The organism is Pseudomonas fortuita, from assembly GCF_026898135.2.
GTDB classification, from domain to species: Bacteria; Pseudomonadota; Gammaproteobacteria; order Pseudomonadales; family Pseudomonadaceae; genus Aquipseudomonas; species Aquipseudomonas fortuita.
In genome coordinates this window covers 5,635,609-5,662,042 of sequence record NZ_CP114035.2, presented here as the reverse complement: position 1 = coordinate 5,662,042, position 26,434 = coordinate 5,635,609, and the positions used below count along the sequence as shown (strand labels likewise).

Below are 26,434 nucleotides of genomic sequence, written 5' to 3'. Positions count from 1 at the left end.
TGCCTGCGCCGCCAAGGCTGGCAGACTGCGGGCATTCCCGCTGTCTGCCGTCGAGGCTGTATGACCTTTACCCCCCGTCAGATCACCCTGGCCAGCCTGTTCATCGTCATGGCCGGCCTGCTGCTGGCTTTGCCCCTTAAGTTGTTGCCCAGCCTGCTGGCTGGCCTGCTGGTGTTCGAACTGGTCAACATGCTGACCCCGCGCCTTCAGCCGCTGCTGGCCGGCCAGCGTGCGCGCTGGCTGGCCGTGGCGCTGCTTGGCACGCTGGTGGTCATTACCTTGACGCTGCTCATTGCCGGTGCCTTCAGCTTTTTGCTGCACGAGGCGGAAAACCCCGGCGCCTCGCTGGACAAGTTCATGGCCCTTGTCGAGCGTGCCCGCGGTCAGCTGCCGCCCTTCATCGAGGGCTACCTGCCCGCCAGTGCCGCAGAGTTCAAGGTCGCCATCGGCGACTGGATAAAAAGCCACCTGAGCGATTTGCAGCTGGTGGGCAAAGGCATGGCGCACATGTTCGTGACGCTGCTGATCGGCATGATTCTCGGCGCCATCATCGCCCTGCAGCGTATTCCCGATGTTTCCCGGCGCAAGCCCCTGGCGGCAGCGCTGTTTGAGCGCCTGAACCTGCTGGTGAAGGCGTTTCGCAACATCGTGTTCGCGCAGATCAAGATCTCGCTGCTCAACACGGCCTTTACCGGCATCTTCCTGGCGGTGGTGATGCCGCTGTTCGGCGTGCACCTGCCGCTGACCAAGACGCTGATCGTGCTGACCTTCCTGCTGGGCTTGCTGCCGGTGATCGGCAACCTGATGTCCAATACCCTGATCACCATCGTCGGCTTGTCGTTGTCGATCTGGGTGGCGGCGGCGGCGCTGGGTTACCTGATCGTTATCCACAAGGTCGAGTACTTCCTCAACGCGCGGATTGTTGGCGGGCAGATCAGTGCCAAGGCATGGGAACTGCTGCTGGCGATGCTGGTGTTCGAGGCGGCGTTCGGGCTGCCGGGGGTGGTGGCGGGGCCGATATACTATGCCTACCTCAAGAGTGAGCTTAAGCGGGAAGAGCTGGTCTAACAGATTGTCGGGGCCGCGTTGCGGCCCCAAAATAGCTCAGGCTGCGCCGTAACGCTTGCGGGCCTCGATGGCCAGCCCGCTACCAATGCTGCCAAAGATGTTGCCTTCCACATGCCGCGCATTCGGCAACATCGCCGACACACTGTTGCGCAGCGCCGGAATGCCGCTGGAGCCGCCCGTGAAGAACACCGTGTCTACCTGGCTCTCGCTCACGCCAGCCTTGGCCAGCAGTTCGGTCACGCTGCCGCGTACGCGCTCAAGCAGGCCTTCGATGGCGTCTTCGAACAAAGCTCGGGTCAGCTGCGCAGTCAGCTCGGGCTCGACACGGCGCAGGTCGATGTGGCGGCTGTCCTGTTCGGTCAGCTCGATCTTGCTGGCTTCCACTTCCATCGCCAGCCAGTGCCCGGCGCGCTGCTCGATCAGTTTGAACAGGCGGTCGATGCCGAAACTGTCCTCGATGTCATAGCGCATGCTGCTCAGCGCCAACTGCGACTTCTGCGAGTACAGGGCGTTGATGGTGTGCCAGGTGGCCAGGTTGAGGTGGTAGCTGGTGGGCATCAGTGCGCCGCTCTTCATCCGGCTACCGTAGCCGAACAGCGGCATCACGCCCTGCAGGCTTAGCTGCTTGTCGAAGTCGGTACCGCCGATGTGCACGCCGCCGGTGGCGAGAATATCGCTTTGGCGCTCTGCGACCAGGTGGCGCTCGGGCGACAGGCGGATCAGGGTGAAGTCCGAAGTACCGCCGCCGATGTCGACGATCAGTACCAGTTCTTCACGGCTGATGCCCGACTCGTAGTCGAAGGCCGCGGCAATCGGCTCGTACTGGAACGACACATCCTTGAAGCCGATCTTGCGCGCCACGTCGGCCAGGGTGTCCTCGGCTTCCTGGTCGGCAGCCGGGTCTTCGTCGACGAAGAACACCGGGCGGCCCAGAACCACCTGGTCGAACTCGCGGCCAGCGGCGGTTTCGGCGCGCTTTTTCAGCTCGCCGATGAACATGCCCAGCAGGTCCTTGAACGGCAGGGCGCTGCCCAGCACGCTGGTGTCGTGCTTGATCAGCTTGGAGCCCAGCAGGCTCTTCAGCGAGCGCATCAGGCGGCCTTCGTAGCCTTCCAGGTATTCGTGCAGTGCCAGGCGGCCATACACCGGGCGCCGCTCTTCGATATTGAAGAACACCACCGAGGGCAAGGTGATCTTGCCGTCTTCCAGGGCAATCAGCGACTCCACGCCAGGGCGGTGCCAGCCGACCGTGGAGTTGGAGGTGCCAAAGTCGATGCCCAGGGCGCGGGCCGGGGATACGTCAGACATGGGAAATGGGCTTCCGGAGGCAAAACGGCCGCGCAGTGTATGCCAGTTGGCTACAGAATCAAGACCAGTCGTCTGCCTTGAGGCAAACCCAAGTCGGTCTTGAAAGGCTATGCTTGACCCCTATCTTCTGTTGCAACACGCACATTCACATTGGTGATCCACAAATGGACTTCAAAGACTATTACAAGATACTCGGCGTAGAGCCCACGGCGGACGAAAAGGCGATCAAGGCCGCGTACCGCAAGCTGGCGCGCAAGTATCACCCCGATGTCAGCAAGGAGCGCGACGCCGAGGACAAGTTCAAAGAGGCCAACGAGGCCTATGAAGTGCTGGGCGACGCGCAGAAACGTGCCGAGTTCGACGAAATTCGCAAGTATGGCGGCCAACATGGCCGACCGTTCCAGGCACCACCGGGCTGGGAGAGCCGCGGCGGTGGCGGCGGCTTCGAGGGCGGCGACTTCTCCGACTTCTTCAGCTCGGTCTTCGGTGGGCGGGGTGGCAACCCCTTTGGTGGCGCCCGGCAGCAGCAACGCAGTGCCGGCAGGCGAGGGCAGGATGTGGAGCTGGAACTGGCAGTATTTCTTGAAGAGACCCTGAGCAAGGAGTCCAAGCAGATCAGCTTCCAGGTGCCGCAAACCAATGCCATGGGGCAACGCACCGGCTTCACTACCAAGACCCTGAACGTGAAGATTCCGGCCGGTGTTACCGACGGCGAGCGTATCCGCCTCAAGGGCCAGGGCGCGCCGGGCAGCGGTGGTGCGGCCAATGGCGACCTGTTCCTGACCATCCGCATGGCACCGCACCCGCTGTTCGATGTCGAAGGCCATGACCTGATCATTACCGTGCCGCTGGCACCGTGGGAGGCGGCCCTGGGCACCAAGGTGGCGGTGCCGACCCTGGAAGGCAAGATCAACCTCACCATCCGCCCCGACAGCCAGAGCGGTCAGCGCCTGCGCGTGCCGGGCAAAGGCCTGGCGAACAAGCGCGGTGAGCGCGGCAACCTATACGCGCAACTGAAAGTGGTCATGCCGCCGACCTCCGATGAGGCTGCCCGCGAATTGTGGACGAAGCTTTCCGAGAAAGCGGCGTTCAACCCGAGGACACAATGGAGTAAGTGATCATGAGCAGCACCCTGATCGTTCAACTGGACATGCGTACCCTGTGTCAGGAAGCCGATGTCACGGCTGACTGCGTGATCGAAATCGTCGAACACGGCATTGTCGAACCCTCCGGGCGAACGCCTGAGGACTGGTTGTTCGACGATCAGGCGCCGTTGTTGGCCAAACGCGCGGTGAAGTTGCACCAGGAGCTGGAGCTTGAGTGGGAAGGGGTGGCGTTGGCGCTGGAGCTGTTGCAGGAAGTGCAGCAGTTGCGCAGCGAAAACAGCATGTTGCGCCAGCGGCTGGGCAGGTTTACCCAGATATGAGTGTGTTTGCCTGCACCAGCCTCTTCGCGGGACAAGCCCGCTCCCACAGGTACTCCGCTTAATCTCAAGTGAGTGGGGTATCTGTGGGAGCGGGCTTGCACCGCGAAGAGGCCGGTTCAGCCGGCATCAATTTCAGGTCGGTTCGGTTCCGGGGTTCAGCACCAGTTGCATGAAGGTCAGGTCCAGCCAGCGGCCAAATTTCACCCCCACCTGCGGCATCTGCCCGGTCACCACGAAGCCCAGCCGCTCATGCAGGCGCACCGACGCCGCGTTGCCACTCTCGATGGCTGCCACCATCACATGCTTGCCGCACCCGCGCGCACGCTCGACCAGCGCTGCCATCAATACCGGCCCCAGCCCTTTGCCACGCTGGTCGCCGCGGATATACACCGAGTGCTCCACGGTGTTGCGAAAGCCCTCGAACGGCCGCCAGTCGCCAAACGAGGCATAACCGAGCACGCCACTGTCGTCCACCGCCACCAGTATCGGATACCCCTGCTGCGCCCGTGCTTCAAACCAGGCCTGACGGTTGCCGAGGTCCACCGGGGTTTCGTTCCAGATCGCCGTGGTATTGCGCACTGCGTCGTTATAGATGTCGAGGATGCCCGGCACGTCGGTGGGCAGGGCGTCGCGGATTTGGTAGCTCATGACAGGGTCTCGCAGGGTCGTTGCTTGCAGATTAAATGGTTACCAAGCCACGCACACCTTCGGCTTGCATGTTTTCGCCGCGGCCGTGCTGCACGATCTCGCCACGGGCCATGACCAGGTACTGGTCGGCCAGTTCCTCGGCAAAGTCGTAGAACTGCTCCACCAGCAGGATCGCCATGTCGCCGCGCTCGGCCAGGCGGCGGATGACGGCACCGATTTCCTTGATTACCGAGGGCTGGATGCCCTCGGTCGGCTCGTCGAGAATCAGCAGCCGTGGGCGGCTGGCCAGGGCGCGGCCGATTGCCAGCTGTTGCTGCTGGCCGCCAGACAGGTCGCCGCCACGGCGCTGTTTCATTTGTTCCAGCACCGGGAACAGCTCGTAGATGAACGCGGGGACTTCGCGGGCCTCACGGGCCGGGAAGCGTGACAGCCCCATCAGCAGGTTTTCCTCGACGGTGAGGCGCGGGAAAATTTCGCGGCCCTGGGGCACGTAGGCGATGCCGGCCTGCACCCGTTGCTGGGGCTTGAGGCGGGTAATGGGCTTGCCCTCCCATTCGATGCTGCCGTCACGGGCGGGTACCAGGCCCATCAGGCAGCGCCGCAGGGTGGTCTTGCCCACGCCGTTGCGGCCCAGCAGGCAGGTGACTTCGCCGACCTTGGCTTCGAACGACAGGCCACGCAGGATGTGGCTGCCGCCGTAGTATTGGTGCAGGGTGTCGATTTTCAGCATGTCATGTCCTTGGTGTTTTTGCTGTGGCTGCACCGGCCCTTTCGCGGGACTAGCCCGCTCCCACAGGTTCACCACAGTTTTGGAATGGGTGATTTCCCTGTGGGAGCGGGCTTGTCCCGCGAAAGGGCCGGTGCAGGCTGCTTGAATCATCGGCCCAGATACACCTCGACCACCCGCTCATCCGCCTGCACCTGCTCCAGCGACCCTTCTGCCAGCACGCTGCCCTGGTGCAGCACGGTCACATGATCGGCAATGCTGCCCACAAAGCCCATGTCATGCTCCACCACCATCAGCGAGTGCTTGCCAGCCAGGCCTTTGAACAGCTCGGCGGTAAACTCGGTCTCGGCATCGGTCATGCCGGCCACCGGCTCATCCAGCAGCAGCAATTGCGGCTCCTGCACCAGCAGCATGCCAATCTCCAGAAACTGCTTTTGCCCGTGTGACAGCAAGCCGGCCTGGCGCTGGGCCAGGGGCAGCAGGCGCAAGGTGGTCAGCACTTCTTCGATGCGCTGGCGCTGCTCACTGCCCAGGCGCGCCGCCAGGCTGGCCCATACCGACTTGTCGGTCTTCAGCGCCAGCTCCAGGTTCTGGTATACCGTCAACGCCTCGAACACCGTGGGCTTCTGGAACTTGCGACCAATACCTGCCTGGGCGATCTGGTACTCGCTCATGCGCGCCAGGTCGAGGGTGTCGCCAAAGAAGGCGCTACCGGTGTCCGGGCGGGTCTTGCCGGTGATCACGTCCATCATCGTGGTCTTGCCGGCACCGTTGGGGCCGATGATGCAGCGCAGCTCGCCCACGCCGATGTACAGGTTCAGCCCGTTGAGCGCCTTGAAACCATCGAAGCTGACGCTGATGTCCTCCAGGCTCAGCACCGTGCCGTGGCGGGTGTCCAGGCCCGCCTCGCGGCGGCTGCCCAGGCCAATGGCATCGCGGCCGGCCCCGAGGTTGTCGAAGACCGGTTCAAGCATGAATTCTGGGTGAGCGGGGGGCACGCCTCTCATGGCTGACTCCTTTTTTTCAACAAGCCGACCACGCCCTTGGGCAAGTACAGGGTGACGAGGATGAACAGCGCGCCCAGGAAGAACAGCCAGAACTCCGGGAAGGCCACGGTGAACCAGCTCTTCATGCCATTGACCAGGCCGGCGCCGAGCAGCGGGCCGATCAGCGTGCCGCGCCCGCCCAGGGCCACCCACACGGCGGCTTCGATGGAGTTGGTCGGCGACATTTCGCTGGGGTTGATGATGCCCACCTGCGGCACATACAACGCGCCCGCCAGGCCGCAGAGTACGGCGCTTAGCACCCACACCAGCAATTTGAAGCCGCGCGGGTCGTAACCGCAGAACATCAGGCGGTTCTCGGCGTCGCGCACGGCGGTGAGCAGGCGGCCGAACTTGCTGCGGGTCAGGCGCCAGCACAGGTACAGGCTGGCCAGCAGCAGGCCGACGGTGAGCAGGAACAGCACCGCGCGGGTCCCTTGGGCGGCAATGTCGAAGCCCAGGATGGTGCGGAAGCTGGTGAAACCGTTGTTGCCGCCAAAGCCGGTTTCGTTGCGGAAGAACAGCAACATGCCGGCGAAGGTCAGGGCCTGGGTCATGATCGAGAAGTACACGCCCTTGATCCGCGAGCGGAAGGCGAACCAGCCGAACACCAGTGCCAGCAGCCCAGGCGCCAGCACCACCAGGCACAGCGCCCAGGCGAAATGCTGGGTACCGGCCCAGTACCATGGCAGCTCGGTCCATGACAGGAAGGTCATGAACCCCGGCAGGCCATCACCGGCCGCCTGGCGCATCAGGTACATGCCCATGGCGTAGCCGCCCAAGGCGAAGAACAGGCCGTGACCCAGCGACAGCAGGCCGGCATAGCCCCAGACCAGGTCCAGGGCCAGGGCGACGATGGCGTAGCAGAGGATCTTGCCGACCAGGGTCAGGGTGTAGGCCGATACCTGTAGCACGTGATCCGCCGGCAGCAGGGACAGCAGCGGCAGGGCCAGCAACAACAGGACGACGATGGCGCCGATGGCCAGGGTCAGGCGTGGCCCGGCCTTTTGCGTAGCGGTGACAAGCAGTGGCTGGTTCATCAGTCGATTACCCGTCCCTTGAGGGCGAACAGGCCTTGCGGGCGCTTCTGGATGAACAGAATGATCAACGCAAGGATGAGTATCTTGCCGAGCACGGCACCGATCTGCGGCTCCAGCAATTTGTTGGCGATGCCAAGGCCGAATGCGGCCCAGAGGCTGCCTGCCAGTTGCCCGACGCCACCCAGCACCACCACCAGGAACGAGTCGATGATGTAGCTCTGGCCCAGGTCCGGGCCGACGTTGCCGACCTGGCTCAGTGCCACGCCGCCGAGCCCGGCGATGCCAGAGCCCAAGCCGAAGGCGAGCATGTCGACGCGCCCGGTGGACACGCCGCAGCAGGCGGCCATGTTGCGGTTCTGGGTGACCGCGCGCACGTTCAGGCCCAGCCGCGTACGGTTGAGCAGCAGCCAGGTGAGCAGCACCACGGCGAGGGCGAAGCCGATGATGACCAGGCGGTTGTAGGGCAGTACCAGGTTAGGCAGCAGCTGGATACCGCCCGACAGCCACGCCGGGTTGCTGACCTCGACGTTTTGCGCGCCGAACAGCAGGCGGATGGCCTGAATCAGGATCAGGCTGATGCCCCAGGTGGCCAGCAGGGTTTCCAATGGGCGGCCGTAAAGGTGGCGAATGACCGTGCGCTCCAGCGCCATGCCCACGCCGGCACTGACCGCGAAGGCTACCGGCAGGGCAATCAGCGGGTAGAACTCGATAGCGCCCGGGGCGTAGCGCTGCACCAGCACCTGGACCATGTAGGTGCTGTAGGCGCCGAGCATCAGCATCTCGCCGTGGGCCATGTTGATCACCCCGAGCAGGCCGAAGGTGATCGCAAGGCCCAATGCCGCCAGCAGCAGGATCGAGCCCAGCGACAGGCCACTGAACGCCTGGCCGAGCAGTTCGCCGACCAGCAGCTTGCGCTTGACCTGGGCCAGGCTGGTCTCGGCAGCAGTACGCACGCCCGGGTCGGCTTCTGCGTCGGGTTGCAGCAGCGCTTCAAGGCGGGTGCGGGCCACCGGGTCACCGGTTTCGCCCAACAGGCGCACGGCGGCCAGGCGTACTGCCGGTTCGCTGGCGCCCAGTTGCAGGTTGGCCAGGGCCAGGCCGATGGCGGCGTGTACGGCGGCATCCGGCTCACTGGCGAAGCGCCGGTCGAGGAAGGCCATTTGCGCGGGTTGTGCGCTTTTTTGCAGTTGTTGGGCGGCGGCCAGGCGCGTTTCGCTGTTGTCGCTGAGCAACTGGTGGCTGGCCAGGGCGTTGTCGATCAGGCCGCGCAGGCGGTTGTTCAGGCGTACCTTGCGGGTGTCGTCAGTGCCAATGCGGCCCTGGCGCAGGTTGTCCAGCAGCGGCACGCGCGCGGCATCGGGTTGCGCCGCCCAGCTTTCGAGCAGGCGAGCCTGCTCGGCGGGCTTGGCAGTGAGGAAGAATTCGCCCTCGCTGGCCTGGGTGGCCATGGGGAGTAGCAGAAGCAGGGTGAGCAGCATTCTGAGCATGCGGGCAATCCTGGAATACAGTGGTGGATTCTTCGCGGGCAAGCCCGCGAATGGGCCGCATAGCGGCCCCAGTGCACTCAGTTACCTTTCACTGCGTAGTCAGGTCGCTTGTCATTGCCTGGAATGAACGGGCTCCAAGGCTGCGCCCGCAGCGGCTGCTCGGTTTCCCACACCACACTGAACTGCCCGTCATCCTGGATCTCGCCGATCATTACCGGTTTGTGCAGGTGGTGGTTGGTCTTGTCCATGGTCAGGGTAAAGCCCGACGGCGCCTTGAAGCTCTGCCCGGCCAGTGCTTCACGCACTTTGTCGACATCGGTGGACTTGGCCTTCTCGGCGGCCTGCGCCCACATGTGGATGCCCACGTAGGTGGCTTCCATCGGGTCGTTGGTCACCGCCTTGTCAGCGCCTGGCAGGCCCTTGGCCTTGGCGTAGGCCTTCCAGTCGGCGACGAATTTCTGGTTCACCGGGTTATCCACCGACTCGAAGTAGTTCCAGGCAGCCAGGTGGCCCACCAGCGGTTTGGTGTCGATACCGCGCAGTTCTTCTTCGCCCACCGAGAACGCCACCACCGGTACGTCGGTGGCCTTCAGGCCCTGGTTGGCCAGTTCCTTGTAGAACGGCACGTTGGAGTCGCCGTTGACCGTGGAGATGACCGCGGTCTTGCCGCCGGCGGAGAACTTCTTGATGTTGGCAACGATGGTCTGGTAATCGGCGTGGCCGAACGGGGTGTACACCTCTTCGATGTCCTTGTCGGCCACGCCTTTGCTGTGCAGGAAGGCCCGCAGGATCTTGTTGGTGGTGCGCGGGTAGACGTAGTCGGTGCCCAGCAGGAAGAAGCGCTTGGCGCTGCCGCCATCTTCGCTCATCAGGTATTCAACGGCTGGAATAGCCTGCTGGTTGGGGGCGGCGCCGGTGTAGAACACGTTCGGCGACATCTCCTCGCCCTCGTACTGCACCGGGTAGAACAGCAGGCCGTTGAGTTCTTCGAACACCGGCAGCACCGACTTGCGTGACACCGAGGTCCAGCAGCCGAACACCACGGCGACCTTGTCCTGGGTCAGCAGCTGGCGGCTCTTTTCGGCGAACAGCGGCCAGTTGGAGGCCGGGTCGACCACCACCGGTTCGAGCATCTTGCCGTTGACCCCGCCTTTGGCGTTGATCTCGTCGATGGTCATCAGCGCCATGTCCTTGAGCGAGGTCTCGGAAATGGCCATGGTCCCCGACAGCGAATGCAGGATGCCAACCTTGATGGTCTCGGCGGCCTGGATACTCCAGCTCAGGCCCATCGCCGCAATCGATGCGCTGAGGGTAAAGGCCTTGATCAGACTGCGACGCTTCATGTGCTCTCTCCGCTGAGTTTTTTTGGTTTTGGCCAAGCGGGGAGGGCGTTGCAAGGGGTGTGCCTAGTGGCGCAAGGGGCGTGATAGAGGGGTTGTGCGAGGTGTTGGGGCGTTTGCGAGGTCCAGGTTGGTGCCTGGGACATCGATGTGCACAGGATTGGGGCCGCTGTGCGGCCCATCGCGACACAAGGCCGCTCCCACATCTGACGGCGTGTGGGAGCGGCCTTGTGTCGCGATGGGCTGCAAAGCAGCCCCCTAGGCCATCAGCCGTTACGCACAGCCGAACGCGGATGGCGCCTGCTGCGTACAAACTGATACGTCACCGCCAGCAGCACGAACCAGATCGGCGTTACCACCAACGCCGAGCGCGTATCCGCCTCCAGGCTCAGCAACACCAGAATGAAGGCGAAGAACGCCAAACACACGAAGCACATGAAGCGCCCGCCCGGCATCTTGTACTTCGACGCCTGGTGCAGCGCCGCGCGGTTCTTGCGGTACTTCAGGTACGACAGCAGGATCAGCGTCCAGACGAACATGAACAGCACCGCCGAAACCGTGGTCACCAGGGTGAACGCCTCGACCACGTTTGGCACCAGATAGATCAGCACCGCGCCCAGCAGCAGGCAGGTGCACGAGAAATACAGGCCGTTGGCCGGCACCGAACGGCTCGACAGTTTTTCGAATGCCTTGGGCGCGTCACCTTCTTGCGACAGGCCGTAGAGCATGCGGCTGGTGGAGAACACGCCACTGTTGGCCGACGAGGCCGCCGAGGTCAGCACCACGAAGTTGATGATGCTGGCCGCCGCAGGCAGGCCAGCCAGCACGAACAGCTCCACGAACGGGCTCTTGCCCGGTACCACGTCGCGCCATGGGGTCACGGCCATGATCGCGATCAGCGCCAGCACGTAGAACACGATGATGCGGATCGGGATCGAGTTGATCGCCCGCGGCAGGGTGCGCTCCGGGTTCTTGGCTTCGGCGGCGGTGGTACCCACCAGCTCGATGCCGACGAAGGCGAACACGGCAATCTGGAACCCGGCGAAGAAGCCCATCAGGCCATGGGGGAACATGCCGCCGTCATTCCACAGGTTGGCCAGCTGTGCAGTGCGCCCGCTGGGCGAGGTGAAGCCGGTGATGACCATGTACAGGCCGGTAGCGACCAGGCCGAGGATGGCGATGATCTTGACCAGGGCGAACCAGAATTCCATCTCGCCGAACATTTTTACCGTCACCAGGTTCAGCGACAGCAGCAGCCCTACGCAGGTCAGCGCCGGTATCCACTGCGGCAGGTCGGGGAACCAGAATTGTGTATAGGCTGCGATGGCGACCACGTCGGCGATACCGGTGACCACCCAGCAGAACCAGTAAGTCCAGCCGGTGAAGTAACCCGCCCAGGGGCCGAGCAGGTCGGCCGAGAAGTCGATGAACGATTTGTAGTTCAGGTTCGACAGCAGCAGTTCGCCCATGGCGCGCATGACGAAGAACAGCATGAAGCCGATGATCATGTAGACGAAGATGATCGACGGGCCCGCCAGGCTGATGGTTTTGCCCGAGCCCATGAACAGGCCGGTCCCGATTGCGCCGCCGATGGCGATCAGCTGGATATGGCGGTTGGTCAGGTTGCGTTGCAGGTGCTGCTCTTCTTGTGGTTTGGGTGAAATTGCGGTCATAAGCTGCATTCCCTTGAAAGTCGCCGGCTAGGCTAACACGAGCGTTCCAATTCGAGATCGCGACAGATCGACACGATCTTCAGATGGCAGCCGTGCTTTCGCAGGAAAAGTTCGAGACCTTCACCGGCCTCTTCGCGGGCATGCCCGCTCCCACAGGTATCGCGCCACGCCTGAGGGCGGCAGAGATCCTGTGGGAGCGGGCAAGCCCGCGAAGAGGCCAGTGCAGGTTATGCAGGGCTCAGGCGCTGGCCAGCTCCCGGCGGCGGCGCACCACCAGGCTGTCCACCACCCACATCACCACCATCGACACTCCCACCAACGGGAACATCACCCCCAGCACCAGCATCACGCCCACCGCCGCTTTCCAGCGCGGCAGGTCATGGCGCAGCGGTGGCACGCCCAGCCCGCCTTCAGGCCGGCGCTTCCACCACATCACCAGCCCGCTCACCGAACCGAGCAGAATCATCAGGCACACCACCAGGATGATGATCTGGTTGAACGCCCCGAACATCTTGCCCTCGTGCAGCATTACGCCCATCTCGGTGGCGCGGGCGACCGGGCTGTAGTCTTGCCAGCGCACATCGGCCAGGACCTTGCCGGTGTACTGGTCGACATGCAGGGTAGCGTCGTTGCGCGGGTCGTCGGCGAACACGGCAATGGTGAACACGCCGTCTGCCGTAGTCGGCAGGGTGATGCTGTAGCCAGGCTCGACCTGGCGCGAGGTGGCGATGTCTTCGACCTGCTGCACGCTCACCTGGGGTGCTGCGGGCTTGTCCGACATCATGTGGTGCCCAGCGTGCTCGGCGTGTGCGCCGGACTGCGGCATCGGTGTGTTTTCCATTGCCCAGGGCACGGTCTGGCGGTGTGCGTTGTTCAGTTCGCCTGCCTGCTGGTCCGACTTTGGCACGTCGTTCCACATGGCCGCCGGGAAGCGGTTCCACAAATCGGCGTACTGCTTGCCCCATAGGCCGGTCCAGGTCATGCCGCTGACCAGCATCAGCAACAGCAGGGCCGAACCCCAAAAGCCTGTTACCGCGTGCAGGTCGCGCCAGAACAGCCGGCCGCGTGCCGACAGCCGTGGCCACAACACGCCAGCGCCATTGCGCCCGCGTGGCCACCACAAGTACAGGCCCGACACCACCAGCACGATGCCCCAGCCTGCGGCCAGTTCCACCAGGCGGTCACCGACCGTGCCGACCATCAGCTCGCCATGCAGGGCGCGGGCGATGGCCTGCAGGTTCTGCTTGCCGTCCTGCTCGCCGAGGATCTTGCCACTGTACGGGTCAACGAACACGTTCAGTTCGCGCCCGCCGTCATGCACCACGAACTGCGCACTGCGCTCGGCGTTCAGCGGGGGCAGGTACTGGCCGACGTGGCCTTCGGGGTAGGCCTGGCGCACTTCGGCCAGCATCGCATCGGCGCCCTGCCGATGGTGGCCGGCTTCGACCACCATCAGGTCGCTGTACAGCAGCGGGTCGAGCTGCGGCTTGAACAGGTAGATGATCCCGGTAATCGCCAACAGGATCATGAACGGGGCCACGAACAGCCCCGCATAAAAGTGCCAACGCCAGGCCAGGTTATAGAAATTGGTGCGTGTTCCTCTCATGGGAACCTCCTGTTTGACCAGCAGAGGGGCGCAACCGAAGCTGCGCCCGTGGTTGTTGTCAGAAGCTGAAATCGACCTTGGTCCAGAAGGTCCTGCCTGGCTCGTTGACCGGCTGTGGGTCTGTAGCCGGGTAGCCGAACCCGGCGTTCCCGGCCAGGTTCAAGTGCTCGGCGTAGGTTTTGTCGAACAGGTTGTCGACCCCTGCGCTGAGCTTGAGGTTGTTGTTCACCTTGTAGGCGCCGTTCAGGGAGAACACGCCAAAGCCGGCGCTCTTGTCATAGTCCTTGCCGACCACGTTGCCCTGGTTCTCGGCGATGCGGTTCTGCGCAGCCACCAGCCGCCACAGTGCGCCGACGCTCCACACATCGCGGCTGTAGGTCAGGCCCAGGCGGCTTTCCAGGGGCGGCATTTGCGGTAACGCTTTGCCGTCACTGCTGTTCTTGCCCCACGCATAGGCCAGCGTGCCGTCGGCCTTCCAGTTTTCCGTCAGCTGGTAGGCCGCACCCAGTTCGCCACCCATGATGCGGGCGTCGATGTTCTGCGCCTGGGAAGTGCTCATGCCCATCATGCCGGTGCGGTAGTCGAACAGGATGTAGTCGCGGATCTGCCCCACATAACCCGAAGCCCAGGCTTCAAGGCGTTCGGTGCGGTACTGGATGCCGAAGTCGAGCTGGGTGGTTTTCTCTGGCTTGATGCCGTCGAAGGCATTGGCCGAACCGGGTGGCGCCAGCTTTGGCGAGAACAGCTCCCAGTAGTCGGGGAAGCGCTGGGCATGGCCGAGGCCGATGTAGGTGGTGGCCGGGATGGCTGCCAGATCGTGCTCGTAGCGGATAAAACCGCTGGGCAGGGTGTCGGCGCGGGTATCGCCTTCGGTGGCGCTGCCTTGGCGGAAGTCGCGGGCCGAGGCGCGGTCCAGGCGGGCACCGGTGATCAAACGGTCCTCACCGCTGACGTACCAGGTCAGTTCGCTGAAGGCGCCGTAGTTGTGGAAGTCGGCGTCCTTGGTCCAGGCCTGGCCCTTGTGTGCGTCCACACCCATGCCGCCACGTTGGCGATGTTCGTTGGTTTGCGCGTCGATGCCGCTGATCAGCTGCACATCGGCCCAGCGCCAGGTGGCCTTTATGCGTGCACCCAGGGTGCGGCGATCGACGTTGCTGACCATCGGCATGCCCATCATGCCGCTGCCGGACGGGGTACGCAGGCTGTAGTTGTCCATCACATGATCGGCGTAGTTGTAGTAAACCTGCGCCTCGACCTTGTCGAGCACTTCGCCGAGGTTGGACTTTTCAAACCGCAGGCCCAGGCTTTCACGCTTGAACTGCGAGCCGTCCATGCCGCGCCCGGCATAGCGGGCCTCGCCATCGCCCTTGCCGGCGGTGAGCTCCAGCAGGGTGTCCTGGTCGGGCGTCCAGCCGAGGGCAACATCGCCGTTCCATTTTTCCCAGCGTGACGGCACGGTGTCGTCGTTGCCGTCGTGGTAGTCATCCGACCGTGACTGGTTGCCGACGAAGCGGGCGTAGGCCTGGCTGTTGCCGGCGGCGGCGTCCAGCACCTTGTCGAAGCGGCCATTGGAACCTGCCAGCAGGCTGGCGTTTACGCGGCTGCCGAGGGTGCCGAACTTTTCGGGTTCACGCTCGAAGAGGATGGTGCCTGCCGAGCCGCCCGGGCCCCAGATCACGCTTTGCGGGCCCTTGATCACGGTCAGGCGGTCGTAGGTCTCTGGCGAAATGTAGGAGGTGGGGGCGTCCATGCGGTTGGGGCAGGCGCCCAGCATCAGGCCGCCGTTGGTGAGGATGTTCAGGCGCGAGCCGAACATGCCGCGCAACACCGGGTCGCCGTTGGTGCCGCCTGCACGGATCGCCGAGAAGCCGGGGATGGTCTTCAGGTAGTCGGCGCCGTCGCTGGCCGGCACTGGCTGGCGCGGGTCTTTCGGGTTGGTGACCACGGTCAGTGGCGAACTTGGGGCCACGGCAGTTATCACCGTGGGGCTCAGCTCGGGAGCATCGTGCCCATGGCCTTCATGGCCAGGGTCGGCGGCCAGGGCCACGGGCGCGAGCAACGAGCCGCACACGACGGCGAGGGTCCCACGCAGGGACAAGGCAAAAACAGGGGTGCAGCCGGACATAATGATTCCAGTCGATCAGTCATGAATTAGCGCGAAGCCTCCTGGCTTCGTGCACAAAATGTGGGTTCAGACGCTGATCGAGGAAGGCGGGGCGCGGCTGCGCGCACCGGGGAATACAGCCTGCCGGGCATGGCCCTGGTGCGTTGGTGCAAGCAGGTGGGTGGTGGGGGCGACGCTGCCGGCGCTGAGCGGGCTGAGGGCCTGGGGCAGGGCCGGGCAGTTGAACAACAGGCTGCAATAACCGCACTTTTCCCACATCACATGCAGCTGGCCATCGCCGCCGTGGCCGTGATGGGCGTCGCCGCCATGCTCATGGGCAGCCGCCATCGGCATGTCCATCGGCATGCTCATACCGGCGTGGTGGTCCATCGGCATCGACTGGGAAATCAGCGGGCCGATGAAAATCATCCACATGGCGAACAGGCTCAGCCATCCGCCACCGGCGCGCCTGCGGTCAGGGCGGGTGGTACGGCTGATGCTGTTGCGCGGCAGGCTCATGGCGAGTGCCTGTCAGCAGTTGTCAGTGCGCGTGTTCGTGGGCTTGCGGCTGGTCCGCCGGCGCCTGCTTCTGCACGGCCACTTCGACGGTGATGTCGCCGGCCTTTTCGAAATGCAGGGTCAACGGGAAGCGCTTGCCGTCGCTGAGCAGGCTGCGGTCTTTTGGCTGCATCAGCATCACGTGGTAGGCGCTGGGGGCGAAGGTCAGGTCCTTGCCGGCAGGCACCACCACGCTGGGCACTTGCTGCATTTTCATGGCGCCGCTGGCGCTCATGGCATGCTCGTGCAGTTGCGCGTCATCGCTGATGGGGCTGTCGACGCTCAGCAGGCGGTCATCGGCCTGGCCATTGTTGTGCACCACGAAATACGCGGCGACATTGGGGGCGTTGGGGGGCAACTGCAGCGACCAGGGGTGGGCGATGTGCAGGTCGCCCACGCTGTATTCGTGGGCATTGGCAAAGGCGCCGGGCAGCAGCAGGGCGGCCATGACGAGGGCGTGCTTGAGCATGGTGAATCTCCGTTGTGTTCAGGTTCAGGCAGACAGCGTGATGAACTCAGGCCAGCGGAGAGGCACGGGGGTTTAGCGCGGGCCAGAGCTGGCGCGGCGTGGGTTGGTAGTCGGCGGGGGGCGGCAGCAGGCCGGCAAACAGTGTTGGCGGGTTGTGCAGTTGCGGCGGGTAGCCGGGCAGGGCCAGCAGCGGCGCTGCGCCGGAGCAGCACCAGCAATTCATCATGCTGGCGCTGTCGTCGCTTTGCGGGCCAAGGTCGATCTTGGCCAGGGCCTGGACATCGACCTTGGCCTTGTTGGCCATGCTGGAACAGAAAGCCCCCCACAGCAGCTGCTCTGCCGGGCCCTTGGGCACGGCAGAGGCCAGCGGCATGGCCAGCAGGTTGAACAGCACTGCAAGGCAGGCTATCCAGGCGATGGGCCGACGTGGGGGCATGGAGAGATCCGGTCAGGAATCGTGGTGGCTATTGTAAGGCGCAGTATAGGTAAAAAAGGCAGGGTGCGGTGAAGTGACGCAGGCTGTCGGGTATGGGGGCTGCTGCGCAGCCCATCGCGGCACAAGGCCGCTCCTGCAGAAGTGCCGCAGCCTCGAATACTGCGCTGTCCTGTGGGAGCGGCCTAGTGCCGCGAATGGCCGCAGAGCGGCCCCGGCAATCTCAAGCCTTGTTGCGGCCCATCAGGCCACGGACGGTTTCCTGCAGATCCGCCGGCAACACCACCACCTTGGCGTTGTTGCTGCTCGCCAGGTTCTCCATGGCCCCGACATAGCGCTCACCCAGCAAATACATCGCCGGCACGGTTTCGTTGCCCACGGCCTCCTTGACCAGCGAAATCGCCCGCGCCGAAGCCTCGGCCAGGCTGATCTGCGCTTCGGCATCCAGCCTGGCGGCCTGCAGGCGAGCTTCCGCTTCAAGGATCGCGGCCTGCTTGGCGCCTTCGGCGCGGGTCACATCGGCTTTGCGCTCACGCTCGGCCGCCGCCTGGCGCTCCATGGCCAGTTGCATGTTTTCCGAAGGCTTGATGTCCTGGATTTCCACCGAGCGCACGGTCACGCCCCAGTCTTCGGTCTGCTCCGACATTGCCTCGCGCAGGCGTGCCTTGATCTGCTCGCGGCTGGACAGCGCTTCGTCCAGGTCCATGGCGCCGACGATGGCGCGTAGCGACGTCATGGTCAGGCTGGTGACGGCGAACGAGAAGTTCTGCACGCCATAGGAGGCCTTCTGCGGGTCGACCACCTTGGCGAAGCACAGGGCGTTGGCAACGATGACGGCATTGTCCCGGGTGATGATTTCCTGCTGCTGTACATCGAGGATGATGTCTTTGGTCGGCAGGCGATAGGCGACCACATCCATGTACGGGATGAGGATGTTCAGGCCGGGCTTGAGGGTGCTGTGGTAGCGGCCCAGGCGCTCGACGATCCACTCCTCGCCCTGGGGCACGATGCGTACCCCCTTGAACACGGTGATCAGGACGAACAGGGCGATGGCGCCGACGACGATGAGGCTGGTCATGATGCGAAATTCCTTTTAGTGCGGATTCAGGCCCGGATGACGCGGGCGATGTTCCCCTCGATGGCGGTCAGGCGCACCCGTTCGCCGGCGGCGATCTGGCTATCGGCGATGCAGGTCCATTCTTCGCTGCCAAGGATCGGCTTCTGGAAACGCACGCGGCCTTTCTGGAACTCCGAAACGCCAGCGCTCAGCAAGCCCACCTCGCCGATCACGCTGTCGGCGGTCCAGCGCACGTCTGGCTGCTTGCGCCGGAACACGTTGAACCACAGCGCGGTGGTGGCCGATGACAGCACGACCCACAGCAGGCCCTGCATGTCCAGTTGCAGGCTGGGGGCGGCAAGCGAGATGAGAGAGACCAGCACGGCACCGATGCCGAACCAGAGGATGAAGAACGTTGGCAAGACCAGTTCGAGCAGGATCAGCGCGATGCCGAAGACCAGCCAGATCCACCATTGCATTTCCATATGGGTGAAACCTTCCGGGGGAGGGGCGTTGAGTTTACGGCAGCAGTACGACCCAGAGCCACGTGCGGGGTTGAAAGAAATATCCGAAAGGGCTGTAGGGCAACGGTCATATACAGGTTTCAAGACGGGTACGGTCTTTTGTGGGAGCGGGCGTGCCCGCGCAGAAGACGACTCGATGTATGGCACCGGCTTCGCCGGTGTTCGCGGGCTTGCCCGCTCCCACAGGGATCTCTAGCGTGCTTGCGAGATGTGTTGATGCAGGTCGAGTGCTGCTGCCATGTCAGCCTGCGATTCGAATGCGCGGTCAATATCCGGCAACCCCGGGCGCTTGAGGATCAGCACCGGCAGACCAAGTTCCCGCGCTACCTCGAGCTTCGGCTCGGTCGCCACACTGCCGCTGTTCTTGCTGATCAGCACATCGATACTGCGGCGTTGGAACAATGCCCGTTCATCTTCAATGTTGAATGGCCCACGCGCGCCAATCACTTCGCAGCGCGCGTTTCCAGGGCACGCTTCCAGCGCCCGCAAGGTCCAGAACTGCTCCGGCGGAATCTCGTCCAGATGCTGTAGTGGCTCACGCCCCAACGTGAACAGCGGTCTGCGAAACGGCTTGAGTGCTTCGATCAGCCCTGCCCAGTCCTCGACTTCGCGCCAATCATCCCCCGCTTGCGCCTGCCAGGCCGGGCGGCGCAAGGCCCAGCACGGGATGCCGGCGCTACGTGCAGCACTGGCAGCATTGCGGCTGATCTGCGCGGCATAGGGATGGGTGGCATCGATCAACAGGGTGATGCCTGCCTCGCGCAGGTAGTTGGCCAAGCCCTCGGCACCGCCAAAGCCCCCGACCCGTACCTGGCATTGCAGGTCCTGCGGCACACGACCGATACCGGCCAGGCTATAGACATGCTGAGGGCCGAGCCGGCGGGCGATGGCGAGGGCTTCGGTGACACCGCCCAGTAGCAGGATGCGCGCAGTCATTGCACACCTGCCCGGCCGACGATGCCGCCCTGGCGGTCGATGGCGAACACTTCCACTTGCACAAGCGCCGGCACGACGCTGCGGGCGAAGGCCAGGGCGTGGGCGCACACTGCGTCACCCAAGGCAATGCCGGCCGCATGAGCCAGTGCAAGCGCTTGCTGGCTGGTGTTGGCGCCGATGATGGCTGCCTGCAGTGTTTCGTCAGCGCCAATGTCGGCAGCCCAGCCGGCCAGTTGCGGCAAGTCGATGCTGGAGTGGCGGCTGTGCAGGTCCATGTGCCCGGCGGCCAGTTTGCTGATCTTGCCGAAACCGCCACACAGGGTCAGGCGCGGCACCGGCACCTTGCGCAGGTGCTTGAGCACTGCACCGACAAAATCGCCCATCTCGATCAGGGCGATTTCCGGCAGCCCGTAGACCCGGCGCATGGTGTCTTCGCTGGCGTTGCCGGTGCACGCGGCGATGTGCGTGTAGCCGTTGGTGTGTGCTACATCGATACCCTGGTGGATCGAGGCGATATAGGCCGCACAGGAGAACGGCCGCACGATGCCGCTGGTGCCAAGGATCGACAGCCCGCCGAGGATGCCCAGGCGCGGGTTCATGGTCTTGAGCGCGAGTTGGTCGCCGCCCTGCACATTGACCGTGACCTCGAAACCACCGAGGTAGCCGCACGCGTCGGCCAGGCGTTGCAGGTGTTCAGTGATCATGCGCCGTGGCACCGGATTGATGGCCGGCTCACCCACCGCCAGCACCAGCCCCGGGCGGGTCACGGTGCCGACGCCGGTGCCGGCGACAAAGCGGATGCCCGGCTCGCCCAGCAAGCGCACCTGGCTGTAGAGCAGGGCACCGTGGGTCACGTCCGGGTCGTCGCCAGCATCCTTGAGGGTGCCGGCTTCGGCACGCTCGGCAATCAGGCGGCAGAATTCCAGGCGCATCTGCACCACCTTGCCCTTGGGCAGGGTAATGCTGACGGCGTCGCTGCTTTCGCCGATCAGCAGCAAGCGAGCGGCTGCCAGGCTGGTGGCGGTGGCGCAGCTGCCGGTGGTCAGGCCGCTGCGCAGGGGCGCGGGCTGTTCGCGGGTTTCTTCACGCATCGACGGGTTTCACCACTTCCAGCAGGGTGATCGGCAGCGCCTGGCGCCAGGTGTCGAACGCGCCCAAGGGCTGGGCATGGGCGACATGGATGCGGGTCAGCTCACCACCGTGCTGTTCGCGAAAATGCGCCAGGGCCAGTTCGCTTTGCAAGGTCACCGCGTTGGCTACCAGCCGCCCGCCGGGGCGCAGGTTTGCCCAGCACAGGTCCAGCACGCCTTCGCGGGTGACGCCGCCACCAATGAAGATTGCATCAGGCTGCTCCAGGCCTTGCAGTGCTGCAGGCGCCTTGCCGCAGATCAGCTGCAGGCCGGGTACACCCAGCGCGTCACGGTTGTGTTCGATGAAGCCTTGCCGGCCTTCATCGGCCTCGATGGCCAAGGCGCGGCAGGCCGGGTGGGCGCGCATCCATTCGATGCCGATCGACCCGCAGCCCGCGCCCACGTCCCACAGCAGTTCGCCGGGCTGAGGCGCCAGGCGCGCCAGCGTGATGGCGCGGACATCGCGTTTGGTCAGCTGGCCGTCGTGCCGGAAGGCGCTGTCCGGCAGCCCGGCCAGGCGGTGCAGGCGTGGGGCATCGGGCGTGGCCAGGCACTCGATGGCCACCAGGTTGAGCGCAGCGATCTCGGCGTGCGGCCAGTCCTGGGCGGTGCCGGCCAGTTCGCGTTCTTGCTGGCCTCCCAGGTGCTCCAGCACCCGCAGGCGGCTTGGCCCGAAGCCACGCTCGCGCAGCAGCGCGGCAATGGCCGCCGGGCTGTCGCCATCGTTGCTCAGCACCAACAGGCGCACACCGCTGTGCAGGTGGGCATTGAGCGCCGACAGTGGCCGGGCCACCAGCGACACCACCTGCACCTCCTGCAGCGGCCAGCCCAGGCGGGCGGCGGCCAGGGCGCAGGAGGAGGGCATCGACAGCACACGCATCTCACTGGCAGGCACCTGCCGCGCCAGGCTGGCGCCGACACCGAAGAACATCGGGTCGCCGCTGGCCAGCACGCACACTGGCTCGCCGCGCAGGGCCAGCACCGGGCCCAGGGAAAACGGGCTTGGCCAGCCCAGCCGTTCGCCGGGCACGCAGCGCGGCAGCAAGTCCAGCTGGCGCGGGCTGCCGAAGATCCGCGCAGCGCCCAGCAGCGCGCGCCGGGCCTGCTTGCCCAGGCCACTGAAGCCGTCTTCGCCGATGCCTACTACTGTCAGCCAGGGTGCCATGTATTTCATTCCGCCATTTTTTGGGGCCGCTTCGCGCCCTTTCGCGGGCACGCCCGCTCCCACAGGTACAGCGCAGCCATTGAGGGAAGCGATGATCCTGTGGGAGCGGGCGTGCCCGCGAAGAGGGCGACACAGCCCTGAATTTCTCCTCAATCGCTGAGGATGCTCGACCACCGGCTTTTCATGCCGCCGGACAAAGCAGGCATAATACCGCGCCTTCTACACTCAAGCGCATTTTCACAGATTGCCGGACGCCCCTTTGACGCAGGCCCATGCCCCCAACGTTTCGCCCCGCCCCTCGGCCTGCCCGGGGTTGTGGCGTATTGTCAGTGCCCGTGATGGCGGCATCTGCCGCATCAAACTGCCAGGCGGCTTGCTGCTGGCCGACCAGGCCGACGCGGTGGCGACGGCAGCCGAGCGCTTTGCCAGCGGCGTGATCGAGGCCACCAACCGTGGCAACCTGCAGATCCGCGGCATTGGCAACGCACATCGCGCCCTGGTCGAGGCACTGCTCGCAGCCGGCCTGGGGCCGCGCGATGTGGCCGGTGACGATGTGCGCAACCTCATGCTCAGCCCGCTGGCCGGGCATGATCCGGCAATGCTGCTGGATGCACGGCCGTTGGCAGGGCAGATCCTCGACCTGCTGGAAGGCACCCCGCGCTTTCACCAATTGTCGGCCAAGTTTGCCGTGCAGCTGGATGCCGGCGAGCGCCTCGCCATGCTCGAGCACCCCCACGATTTGTGGCTATCGGCCCTGCGTCTGGAGCAGCAGACCTGGCTGGCGTTTGGCCTGGCGGGCTGCCCGGCGGACGGCCAGGTGCTCGGCGCCGTGCCGCTGGCGCAGGGCCTGGCGTTGGTGCGTGCGGTGCTGGAGCGCTTTCTCGACCTGGCCACCCTGACGCAGTCGCGCATGCGCCAGTTGCTCGAGGTGTGCCCGGCAAGCGATTTCGTCGATGGGCTCGGCCTGGACATCCGCCGTGATACCGCCGTGCTCGCCTGGCGCCGTGAACAGCACCGCGCCTCCTGGCTGGGCACGCTGCCGCAGGCAGAAGGCGTTGCCCTTGGCGTAGCCCCGCCGCAAGGCCGCCTGACCCCGGCCATGCTGCGCGGGGCTGCGCGGGTGGCCCGGGAACGGGGCGATGGCAGCTTGCGGCTCAGCCCTTGGCAAAGCCTGGTGCTGACCAACCTGCAAGCACACCACATCGACACCGCCCAGGCCGAACTGTCCGCCCTGGGCCTGCTGTGCCACGACCATGAACCGCTGGCGCGCATCAGCGCCTGCACCGGTGCCAGCGGGTGCGCCAAGGCGCTTGGCGAGACAAAGGCCGACGCCGTTGCCTTGGCCGCGCTGTTGGGCCCTGGCGTGCCCGCCAGCGTGCACCTGTCTGGCTGCCCCCGTTCCTGCGCCGTGGCCCATGTTGCCCCGGCCACCCTGCTGGCCCGCTCGCCGGGCCGATATGACCTCTATCTGCGTGACGCGCGCCAACCGGGCTTTGGCGCCCTGCGCGGCACCGACCTTACCTTGAATGAAGCAGGCGCCATGCTCGACCTGCCGACGGAGCACCTTGATGATTGACTACATCCGCGATGGTCAGGAGATCTATCGCAATTCCTTCCGGATCATCCGTGAGGAAGCCCGACTCGAGCGGATCCCCGCAGACCTCGAAAAGCTCGCCGTGCGCGTGATCCACGCCTGCGGCATGGTCGATGCCATCGATGGCCTGCAGTTCTCCGAGGGCGCCGGCCGGGCCGGGCGCGAGGCGCTGCTTAACGGCGCGCCGATCCTGTGCGATGCGCACATGGTCGCCGAAGGCATCACCCGGGCCCGCCTGCCTGCCGACAACAAAGTCATCTGCACCCTGCGCGACCCCAGCGTGCCAGGCCTGGCCAAGGACGCCGGCAACACCCGTTCCGCGGTAGCCCTGGAGCTGTGGCGCCCGTACCTGGAAGGCAGCGTGGTGGTGATCGGCAACGCGCCCACCGCCCTGTTCTACCTGCTGGAGATGATCGACGCCGGTGCACCCAAGCCGGCGCTGATCCTAGGCTTCCCGGTCGGTTTCGTCGGTGCGGCCGAGTCCAAGGCGATGCTGGCCGCCGACAGCCGCGGCGTGCCGTTCGTGATCATGCAAGGCCGCCTGGGCGGTAGCGCGATGGCTGCCGCTGCAGTCAACGCCTTGGCTACGGAGGTGGAGTGATGGCGCCGCGTGGACGTCTGCTTGGCCTGGGCGTTGGCCCGGGTGACCCTGAACTGATCACCGTCAAGGCCCTGCGCCTGCTGCGCGAGGCGCCAGTGGTCGGCTACTTCGTGGCCAAGGGCAAGCGTGGCAATGCCTTCGGCATCATCGAGGCGCACCTGCAAGCGGAGCAGACGCTGTTGCCGCTGGTCTACCCGGTAACTACCGAAGCCCTGCCGGCACCGCTGTCCTATGAGCAGGTGATCAGCGACTTCTACGACGAAGCCAGCGTGCAGGTGGCCGAGCACCTGGATGCCGGTCGCGACGTGGCGGTGATCTGCGAAGGTGACCCGTTCTTCTACGGTTCCTACATGTACCTGCACGACCGCCTGGCGCAGCGCTATGAGGCCGAAGTGATCCCGGGCGTCTGCTCGATGCTCGGTGGCGCCTCGGTGCTGGGCGCGCCGTTGGTGTACCGCAACCAGAGCCTGTCGGTTTTGTCTGGTGTGTTACCCGCAGAGGAGCTCAAGCGCCGCCTGGCCGACGCCGATGCGGCGGTGATCATGAAACTTGGGCGCAACTTTCCCAAAGTCCGCGACGTACTGGCCGAGCTAGGCCTGGATGGGCGCGCGCTGTATGTGGAGCGGGCTACCATGGCCAACCAGAAGATCGTGCCGCTGGACCAGGTCGACCCTCAGTCGTCGCCGTACTTCTCGCTGATCATCGTGCCGGGGGAAAAATGGCAGGGATGAGCACGCACAATGCCCCGGCAATCGTCATGCTTGGCCCGGGTAGCCTGGCGACGGCGCAGCGTATCCAGCAATGGTATCCACAGGCGACGATCCATGGTCTGGAGGGGCGTGTCGAGGGTGCAGACCAATCGTACCGTTCGTTCGGCGAGACCCTGCGCGGGTTGTACCAGCAGGACACGCCGATCATCGCCCTGTGTGCTGCCGGCATTGTCATCCGCAGCCTGGCCAGCCTGCTCAGCGAGAAAGGCACCGAGCCGCCGGTGCTGGCCGTGGCCGAGGATGGCAGCGCTGTGGTGCCGCTGCTCGGTGGCTTGGGCGGCGTGAACGTGATGGCGCGCGAAATCGCTGACGCACTGGGCGTTGCTGCAGCGATCACCACCAGCGGCGAGCTGCGGTTCGGCACTTGCCTGCTGAACCCGCCGCAGGGTTATGCACTGGCGGACATCGAGCAAGGCAAGCGCTTTGTCTCTGATTTGCTGGCTGGCGAGGCGGTGCGCATCGAAGGTGATGCGCCGTGGCTGCAACAGGTGCAGTTGCCTGCCAGCGATGCAGCACGGCGAACCATTCATGTGGGGCATCAGGCGCGCCCGGCCAACCGAGACGAATTGCTGATCCACCCCCGCTCGGTGGTAGTGGGGGTTGCAGGTGGCAACCTGAACGGTATTCGAGCTGCATTGCAGCAGGCCGGTATCGCCGAGCCATCTGTTGCCTGTGTGCTGGCGGACGAACAAGCCATGGCCGACAGTGCCTTGCACGAGGCTGCGCAGGCTTTGGGTGTCGCCTTGCGCTTCGCTGCCAGGCCAGGCGATGTGGCCAGCATGGTGGCTGCAGCGTTGCCAGGCGCAGAGTTGATAGAACAGGCCGAAGTGGTCATCGCAGTGGCGCCGGCGCCGGTGGATGCCGCGCAGGTCGGCCGCCGTCGTGGCCGGCTGGCGGTGATCGGCCTCGGCCCTGGCGCTGCCGAGCTTATGGTGCCGGCGGTCAAGGCCGAGCTGGCACGCGCCGAGGATATCCTCGGCTACGAAACCTACGTGCGCATGGCCGGGCCGTTCCGTGACGACCAGGTGATGCACTGCACCGACAACCGTGAAGAAATGCAGCGCGCCCGGCATGCCTTCGAGCTGGCGGCCCAAGGCCGTTCGGTGGTGGTGGTCTCGTCGGGCGACCCAGGCGTGTTCGCCATGGCCGCTGCAGTGCTTGAAGCGCTGCACGAGTCCAGTGACCCCACCTGGCATCGCGTCGACCTCGAGATCCTGCCTGGGGTGTCGGCCTCGCTCGCTACCGCTGCGCAGGCGGGTGCACCGCTGGGGCATGACTTCTGTGTGATGTCGCTGTCGGACAACCTCAAGCCCTGGTCGATCATTGAAAAGCGCCTGGACCTGGCGGCCCAGGCGGACCTGGTGCTGGCCTTCTACAACCCGATTTCCAAGTCCAGGCCGCACCAGCTCGGGGTGGCACTTGAGGTTGTGCGTCGCCACCGCGAGGGGAACACGCCTGTAGTCCTTGGCCGCGACATCGGTAGGCCGGGGCAGACGCTGAAGGTAGTCACCTTGGCCGAGCTGCTGCCGGAAATGGTCGATATGCGCACCATGGTTTTGGTCGGGTCCTCTACAACCTGTGTATTCCCTCGCCTGTCGGGTGGGGTGTGGGCGTACACGCCGCGTTGGTACCCCACCGCCAACTAGTTGCGTCGGAAACCCTTCAGCGCGCTTCGTGGCCAACGCGCTGGCTAAGGTGGTTGCCCCTGACTCAAGGGGCAACCATCA

General features: G+C 64.9%; 25 protein-coding genes. 7 read left to right on the top strand and 18 right to left on the bottom strand.

The window, feature by feature from the left end; translation table 11 throughout:
- Positions 1 to 60: 60 nt before the first annotated feature.
- The gene (locus OZ911_RS25910; RefSeq protein WP_023046919.1) at positions 61 to 1,068 is read left to right on the top strand and encodes an AI-2E family transporter; all 1,008 of its coding nucleotides are present in this window, start codon (positions 61 to 63) and stop codon (positions 1,066 to 1,068) included.
- A 36-nt stretch (positions 1,069 to 1,104) separates the two neighbouring features.
- Here OZ911_RS25910 and OZ911_RS25905 read toward each other — a convergent pair whose 3' ends face one another.
- Positions 1,105 to 2,376, bottom strand: a complete 1,272-nt coding sequence (locus OZ911_RS25905) for an Hsp70 family protein (RefSeq protein WP_023046920.1) — start codon at positions 2,374 to 2,376, stop codon at positions 1,105 to 1,107.
- A 164-nt stretch (positions 2,377 to 2,540) separates the two neighbouring features.
- On the opposite strand from OZ911_RS25905, the gene cbpA reads away from it, so the two are divergent.
- Positions 2,541 to 3,494, top strand: a complete 954-nt coding sequence (gene cbpA / locus OZ911_RS25900) for a curved DNA-binding protein (protein WP_016489405.1) — start codon at positions 2,541 to 2,543, stop codon at positions 3,492 to 3,494.
- A 2-nt stretch (positions 3,495 to 3,496) separates the two neighbouring features.
- Positions 3,497 to 3,802 (top strand): chaperone modulator CbpM, encoded by a 306-nt coding sequence (locus OZ911_RS25895; protein ID WP_016489404.1) that lies wholly within the window; start codon positions 3,497 to 3,499, stop codon positions 3,800 to 3,802.
- A 132-nt stretch (positions 3,803 to 3,934) separates the two neighbouring features.
- On the opposite strand, the gene OZ911_RS25890 is transcribed toward OZ911_RS25895, so the two are convergent.
- The 17 genes from OZ911_RS25890 to OZ911_RS25810 form a co-directional block, all read right to left on the bottom strand.
- The gene (locus OZ911_RS25890) at positions 3,935 to 4,450 is read right to left on the bottom strand and encodes a GNAT family N-acetyltransferase (RefSeq protein ID WP_016489403.1); all 516 of its coding nucleotides are present in this window, start codon (positions 4,448 to 4,450) and stop codon (positions 3,935 to 3,937) included.
- Positions 4,451 to 4,481: 31 nt separating this feature from the next.
- Positions 4,482 to 5,180: an urea ABC transporter ATP-binding subunit UrtE gene (gene urtE, locus OZ911_RS25885; RefSeq protein ID WP_268968518.1), complete on the bottom strand. Its 699-nt coding sequence runs from the start codon at positions 5,178 to 5,180 to the stop codon at positions 4,482 to 4,484.
- A gap of 146 nt (positions 5,181 to 5,326) precedes the next feature.
- Entirely contained in the window at positions 5,327 to 6,184 is an 858-nt protein-coding gene (urtD, locus tag OZ911_RS25880; RefSeq protein ID WP_031311558.1) for an urea ABC transporter ATP-binding protein UrtD, read from the bottom strand.
- Positions 6,181 to 7,260: an urea ABC transporter permease subunit UrtC gene (gene urtC, locus OZ911_RS25875; RefSeq protein WP_016489400.1), complete on the bottom strand. Its 1,080-nt coding sequence runs from the start codon at positions 7,258 to 7,260 to the stop codon at positions 6,181 to 6,183. The genes urtD and urtC overlap by 4 nt, the downstream gene beginning before the upstream one ends.
- Entirely contained in the window at positions 7,260 to 8,747 is a 1,488-nt protein-coding gene (urtB, locus tag OZ911_RS25870) for an urea ABC transporter permease subunit UrtB (RefSeq protein WP_016489399.1), read from the bottom strand. Before urtB ends, urtC begins: the two co-directional genes overlap by 1 nt.
- A 77-nt stretch (positions 8,748 to 8,824) precedes the next feature.
- A complete protein-coding gene (gene urtA / locus OZ911_RS25865) occupies positions 8,825 to 10,090 on the bottom strand; it encodes an urea ABC transporter substrate-binding protein (RefSeq protein ID WP_016395201.1) in 1,266 nt (421 codons plus the stop codon).
- 263 nt (positions 10,091 to 10,353) lie between these two features.
- Entirely contained in the window at positions 10,354 to 11,760 is a 1,407-nt protein-coding gene (gene cycA, locus OZ911_RS25860; protein ID WP_016489398.1) for a D-serine/D-alanine/glycine transporter, read from the bottom strand.
- Between the two features lie 238 nt (positions 11,761 to 11,998).
- Positions 11,999 to 13,366, bottom strand: coding sequence for a PepSY-associated TM helix domain-containing protein (locus tag OZ911_RS25855; RefSeq protein WP_023046924.1), 1,368 nt, complete (start codon positions 13,364 to 13,366; stop codon positions 11,999 to 12,001).
- 58 nt (positions 13,367 to 13,424) lie between these two features.
- Entirely contained in the window at positions 13,425 to 15,491 is a 2,067-nt protein-coding gene (locus OZ911_RS25850; RefSeq protein WP_070086909.1) for a TonB-dependent copper receptor, read from the bottom strand.
- A gap of 66 nt (positions 15,492 to 15,557) precedes the next feature.
- Positions 15,558 to 15,989: a DUF2946 domain-containing protein gene (locus OZ911_RS25845; protein WP_016489395.1), complete on the bottom strand. Its 432-nt coding sequence runs from the start codon at positions 15,987 to 15,989 to the stop codon at positions 15,558 to 15,560.
- 22 nt (positions 15,990 to 16,011) lie between these two features.
- Entirely contained in the window at positions 16,012 to 16,497 is a 486-nt protein-coding gene (locus tag OZ911_RS25840; RefSeq protein WP_016489394.1) for a copper chaperone PCu(A)C, read from the bottom strand.
- A 46-nt stretch (positions 16,498 to 16,543) separates the two neighbouring features.
- Positions 16,544 to 16,933, bottom strand: a complete 390-nt coding sequence (locus OZ911_RS25835; protein ID WP_016489393.1) for a DUF2946 domain-containing protein — start codon at positions 16,931 to 16,933, stop codon at positions 16,544 to 16,546.
- A gap of 220 nt (positions 16,934 to 17,153) precedes the next feature.
- Positions 17,154 to 18,008: an SPFH domain-containing protein gene (locus OZ911_RS25830; RefSeq protein ID WP_016489392.1), complete on the bottom strand. Its 855-nt coding sequence runs from the start codon at positions 18,006 to 18,008 to the stop codon at positions 17,154 to 17,156.
- 26 nt (positions 18,009 to 18,034) lie between these two features.
- On the bottom strand, positions 18,035 to 18,472 hold the full coding sequence (locus tag OZ911_RS25825; protein WP_023046926.1) for an NfeD family protein: 438 nt from the start codon (positions 18,470 to 18,472) through the stop codon (positions 18,035 to 18,037).
- Between the two features lie 231 nt (positions 18,473 to 18,703).
- The gene (locus OZ911_RS25820) at positions 18,704 to 19,447 is read right to left on the bottom strand and encodes a cobalt-precorrin-6A reductase (RefSeq protein ID WP_016489390.1); all 744 of its coding nucleotides are present in this window, start codon (positions 19,445 to 19,447) and stop codon (positions 18,704 to 18,706) included.
- Positions 19,444 to 20,538, bottom strand: a complete 1,095-nt coding sequence (locus tag OZ911_RS25815) for a cobalt-precorrin-5B (C(1))-methyltransferase (protein WP_070086908.1) — start codon at positions 20,536 to 20,538, stop codon at positions 19,444 to 19,446. The genes OZ911_RS25820 and OZ911_RS25815 overlap by 4 nt, the downstream gene beginning before the upstream one ends.
- Positions 20,531 to 21,742 carry a bifunctional cobalt-precorrin-7 (C(5))-methyltransferase/cobalt-precorrin-6B (C(15))-methyltransferase gene (locus OZ911_RS25810; protein WP_016489388.1) on the bottom strand — a complete coding sequence of 404 codons (1,212 nt, stop codon included), beginning with the start codon at positions 21,740 to 21,742 and terminating at the stop codon, positions 20,531 to 20,533. The genes OZ911_RS25815 and OZ911_RS25810 overlap by 8 nt, the downstream gene beginning before the upstream one ends.
- Before the next feature lie 244 nt (positions 21,743 to 21,986).
- Here OZ911_RS25810 and cobG point away from each other — a divergent pair, with 244 nt between their 5' ends.
- From cobG to cobJ, 4 genes are read left to right on the top strand one after another with little or no spacing between them, the layout of a single operon-like run.
- Positions 21,987 to 23,318, top strand: a complete 1,332-nt coding sequence (gene cobG / locus OZ911_RS25805) for a precorrin-3B synthase (RefSeq protein ID WP_070086907.1) — start codon at positions 21,987 to 21,989, stop codon at positions 23,316 to 23,318.
- Positions 23,311 to 23,937 (top strand): precorrin-8X methylmutase, encoded by a 627-nt coding sequence (locus OZ911_RS25800; protein ID WP_016489386.1) that lies wholly within the window; start codon positions 23,311 to 23,313, stop codon positions 23,935 to 23,937. Before cobG ends, OZ911_RS25800 begins: the two co-directional genes overlap by 8 nt.
- Positions 23,937 to 24,668 carry a precorrin-2 C(20)-methyltransferase gene (locus OZ911_RS25795; protein ID WP_016489385.1) on the top strand — a complete coding sequence of 244 codons (732 nt, stop codon included), beginning with the start codon at positions 23,937 to 23,939 and terminating at the stop codon, positions 24,666 to 24,668. Before OZ911_RS25800 ends, OZ911_RS25795 begins: the two co-directional genes overlap by 1 nt.
- Positions 24,656 to 26,353, top strand: coding sequence for a precorrin-3B C(17)-methyltransferase (cobJ, locus tag OZ911_RS25790; RefSeq protein WP_070086894.1), 1,698 nt, complete (start codon positions 24,656 to 24,658; stop codon positions 26,351 to 26,353). The genes OZ911_RS25795 and cobJ overlap by 13 nt, the downstream gene beginning before the upstream one ends.
- Positions 26,354 to 26,434: the final 81 nt, after the last annotated feature.

Bases quoted from the DNA above. Each gene is read 5' to 3' on its own strand.
- OZ911_RS25910 (WP_023046919.1), top strand. From the start codon at position 61: ATGACCTTTACCCCCCGTCAGATCACCCTGGCCAGCCTGTTCATCGTC.
- OZ911_RS25905 (WP_023046920.1), bottom strand. From the start codon at position 2,376: ATGTCTGACGTATCCCCGGCCCGCGCCCTGGGCATCGACTTTGGCACC.
- cbpA (WP_016489405.1), top strand. From the start codon at position 2,541: ATGGACTTCAAAGACTATTACAAGATACTCGGCGTAGAGCCCACGGCG.
- OZ911_RS25895 (WP_016489404.1), top strand. From the start codon at position 3,497: ATGAGCAGCACCCTGATCGTTCAACTGGACATGCGTACCCTGTGTCAG.
- OZ911_RS25890 (WP_016489403.1), bottom strand. From the start codon at position 4,450: ATGAGCTACCAAATCCGCGACGCCCTGCCCACCGACGTGCCGGGCATC.
- urtE (WP_268968518.1), bottom strand. From the start codon at position 5,180: ATGCTGAAAATCGACACCCTGCACCAATACTACGGCGGCAGCCACATC.
- urtD (WP_031311558.1), bottom strand. From the start codon at position 6,184: ATGAGAGGCGTGCCCCCCGCTCACCCAGAATTCATGCTTGAACCGGTC.
- urtC (WP_016489400.1), bottom strand. From the start codon at position 7,260: ATGAACCAGCCACTGCTTGTCACCGCTACGCAAAAGGCCGGGCCACGC.
- urtB (WP_016489399.1), bottom strand. From the start codon at position 8,747: ATGCTCAGAATGCTGCTCACCCTGCTTCTGCTACTCCCCATGGCCACC.
- urtA (WP_016395201.1), bottom strand. From the start codon at position 10,090: ATGAAGCGTCGCAGTCTGATCAAGGCCTTTACCCTCAGCGCATCGATT.
- cycA (WP_016489398.1), bottom strand. From the start codon at position 11,760: ATGACCGCAATTTCACCCAAACCACAAGAAGAGCAGCACCTGCAACGC.
- OZ911_RS25855 (WP_023046924.1), bottom strand. From the start codon at position 13,366: ATGAGAGGAACACGCACCAATTTCTATAACCTGGCCTGGCGTTGGCAC.
- OZ911_RS25850 (WP_070086909.1), bottom strand. From the start codon at position 15,491: ATGTCCGGCTGCACCCCTGTTTTTGCCTTGTCCCTGCGTGGGACCCTC.
- OZ911_RS25845 (WP_016489395.1), bottom strand. From the start codon at position 15,989: ATGAGCCTGCCGCGCAACAGCATCAGCCGTACCACCCGCCCTGACCGC.
- OZ911_RS25840 (WP_016489394.1), bottom strand. From the start codon at position 16,497: ATGCTCAAGCACGCCCTCGTCATGGCCGCCCTGCTGCTGCCCGGCGCC.
- OZ911_RS25835 (WP_016489393.1), bottom strand. From the start codon at position 16,933: ATGCCCCCACGTCGGCCCATCGCCTGGATAGCCTGCCTTGCAGTGCTG.
- OZ911_RS25830 (WP_016489392.1), bottom strand. From the start codon at position 18,008: ATGACCAGCCTCATCGTCGTCGGCGCCATCGCCCTGTTCGTCCTGATC.
- OZ911_RS25825 (WP_023046926.1), bottom strand. From the start codon at position 18,472: ATGGAAATGCAATGGTGGATCTGGCTGGTCTTCGGCATCGCGCTGATC.
- OZ911_RS25820 (WP_016489390.1), bottom strand. From the start codon at position 19,447: ATGACTGCGCGCATCCTGCTACTGGGCGGTGTCACCGAAGCCCTCGCC.
- OZ911_RS25815 (WP_070086908.1), bottom strand. From the start codon at position 20,538: ATGCGTGAAGAAACCCGCGAACAGCCCGCGCCCCTGCGCAGCGGCCTG.
- OZ911_RS25810 (WP_016489388.1), bottom strand. From the start codon at position 21,742: ATGGCACCCTGGCTGACAGTAGTAGGCATCGGCGAAGACGGCTTCAGT.
- OZ911_RS25800 (WP_016489386.1), top strand. From the start codon at position 23,311: ATGATTGACTACATCCGCGATGGTCAGGAGATCTATCGCAATTCCTTC.
- OZ911_RS25795 (WP_016489385.1), top strand. From the start codon at position 23,937: ATGGCGCCGCGTGGACGTCTGCTTGGCCTGGGCGTTGGCCCGGGTGAC.
- cobJ (WP_070086894.1), top strand. From the start codon at position 24,656: ATGGCAGGGATGAGCACGCACAATGCCCCGGCAATCGTCATGCTTGGC.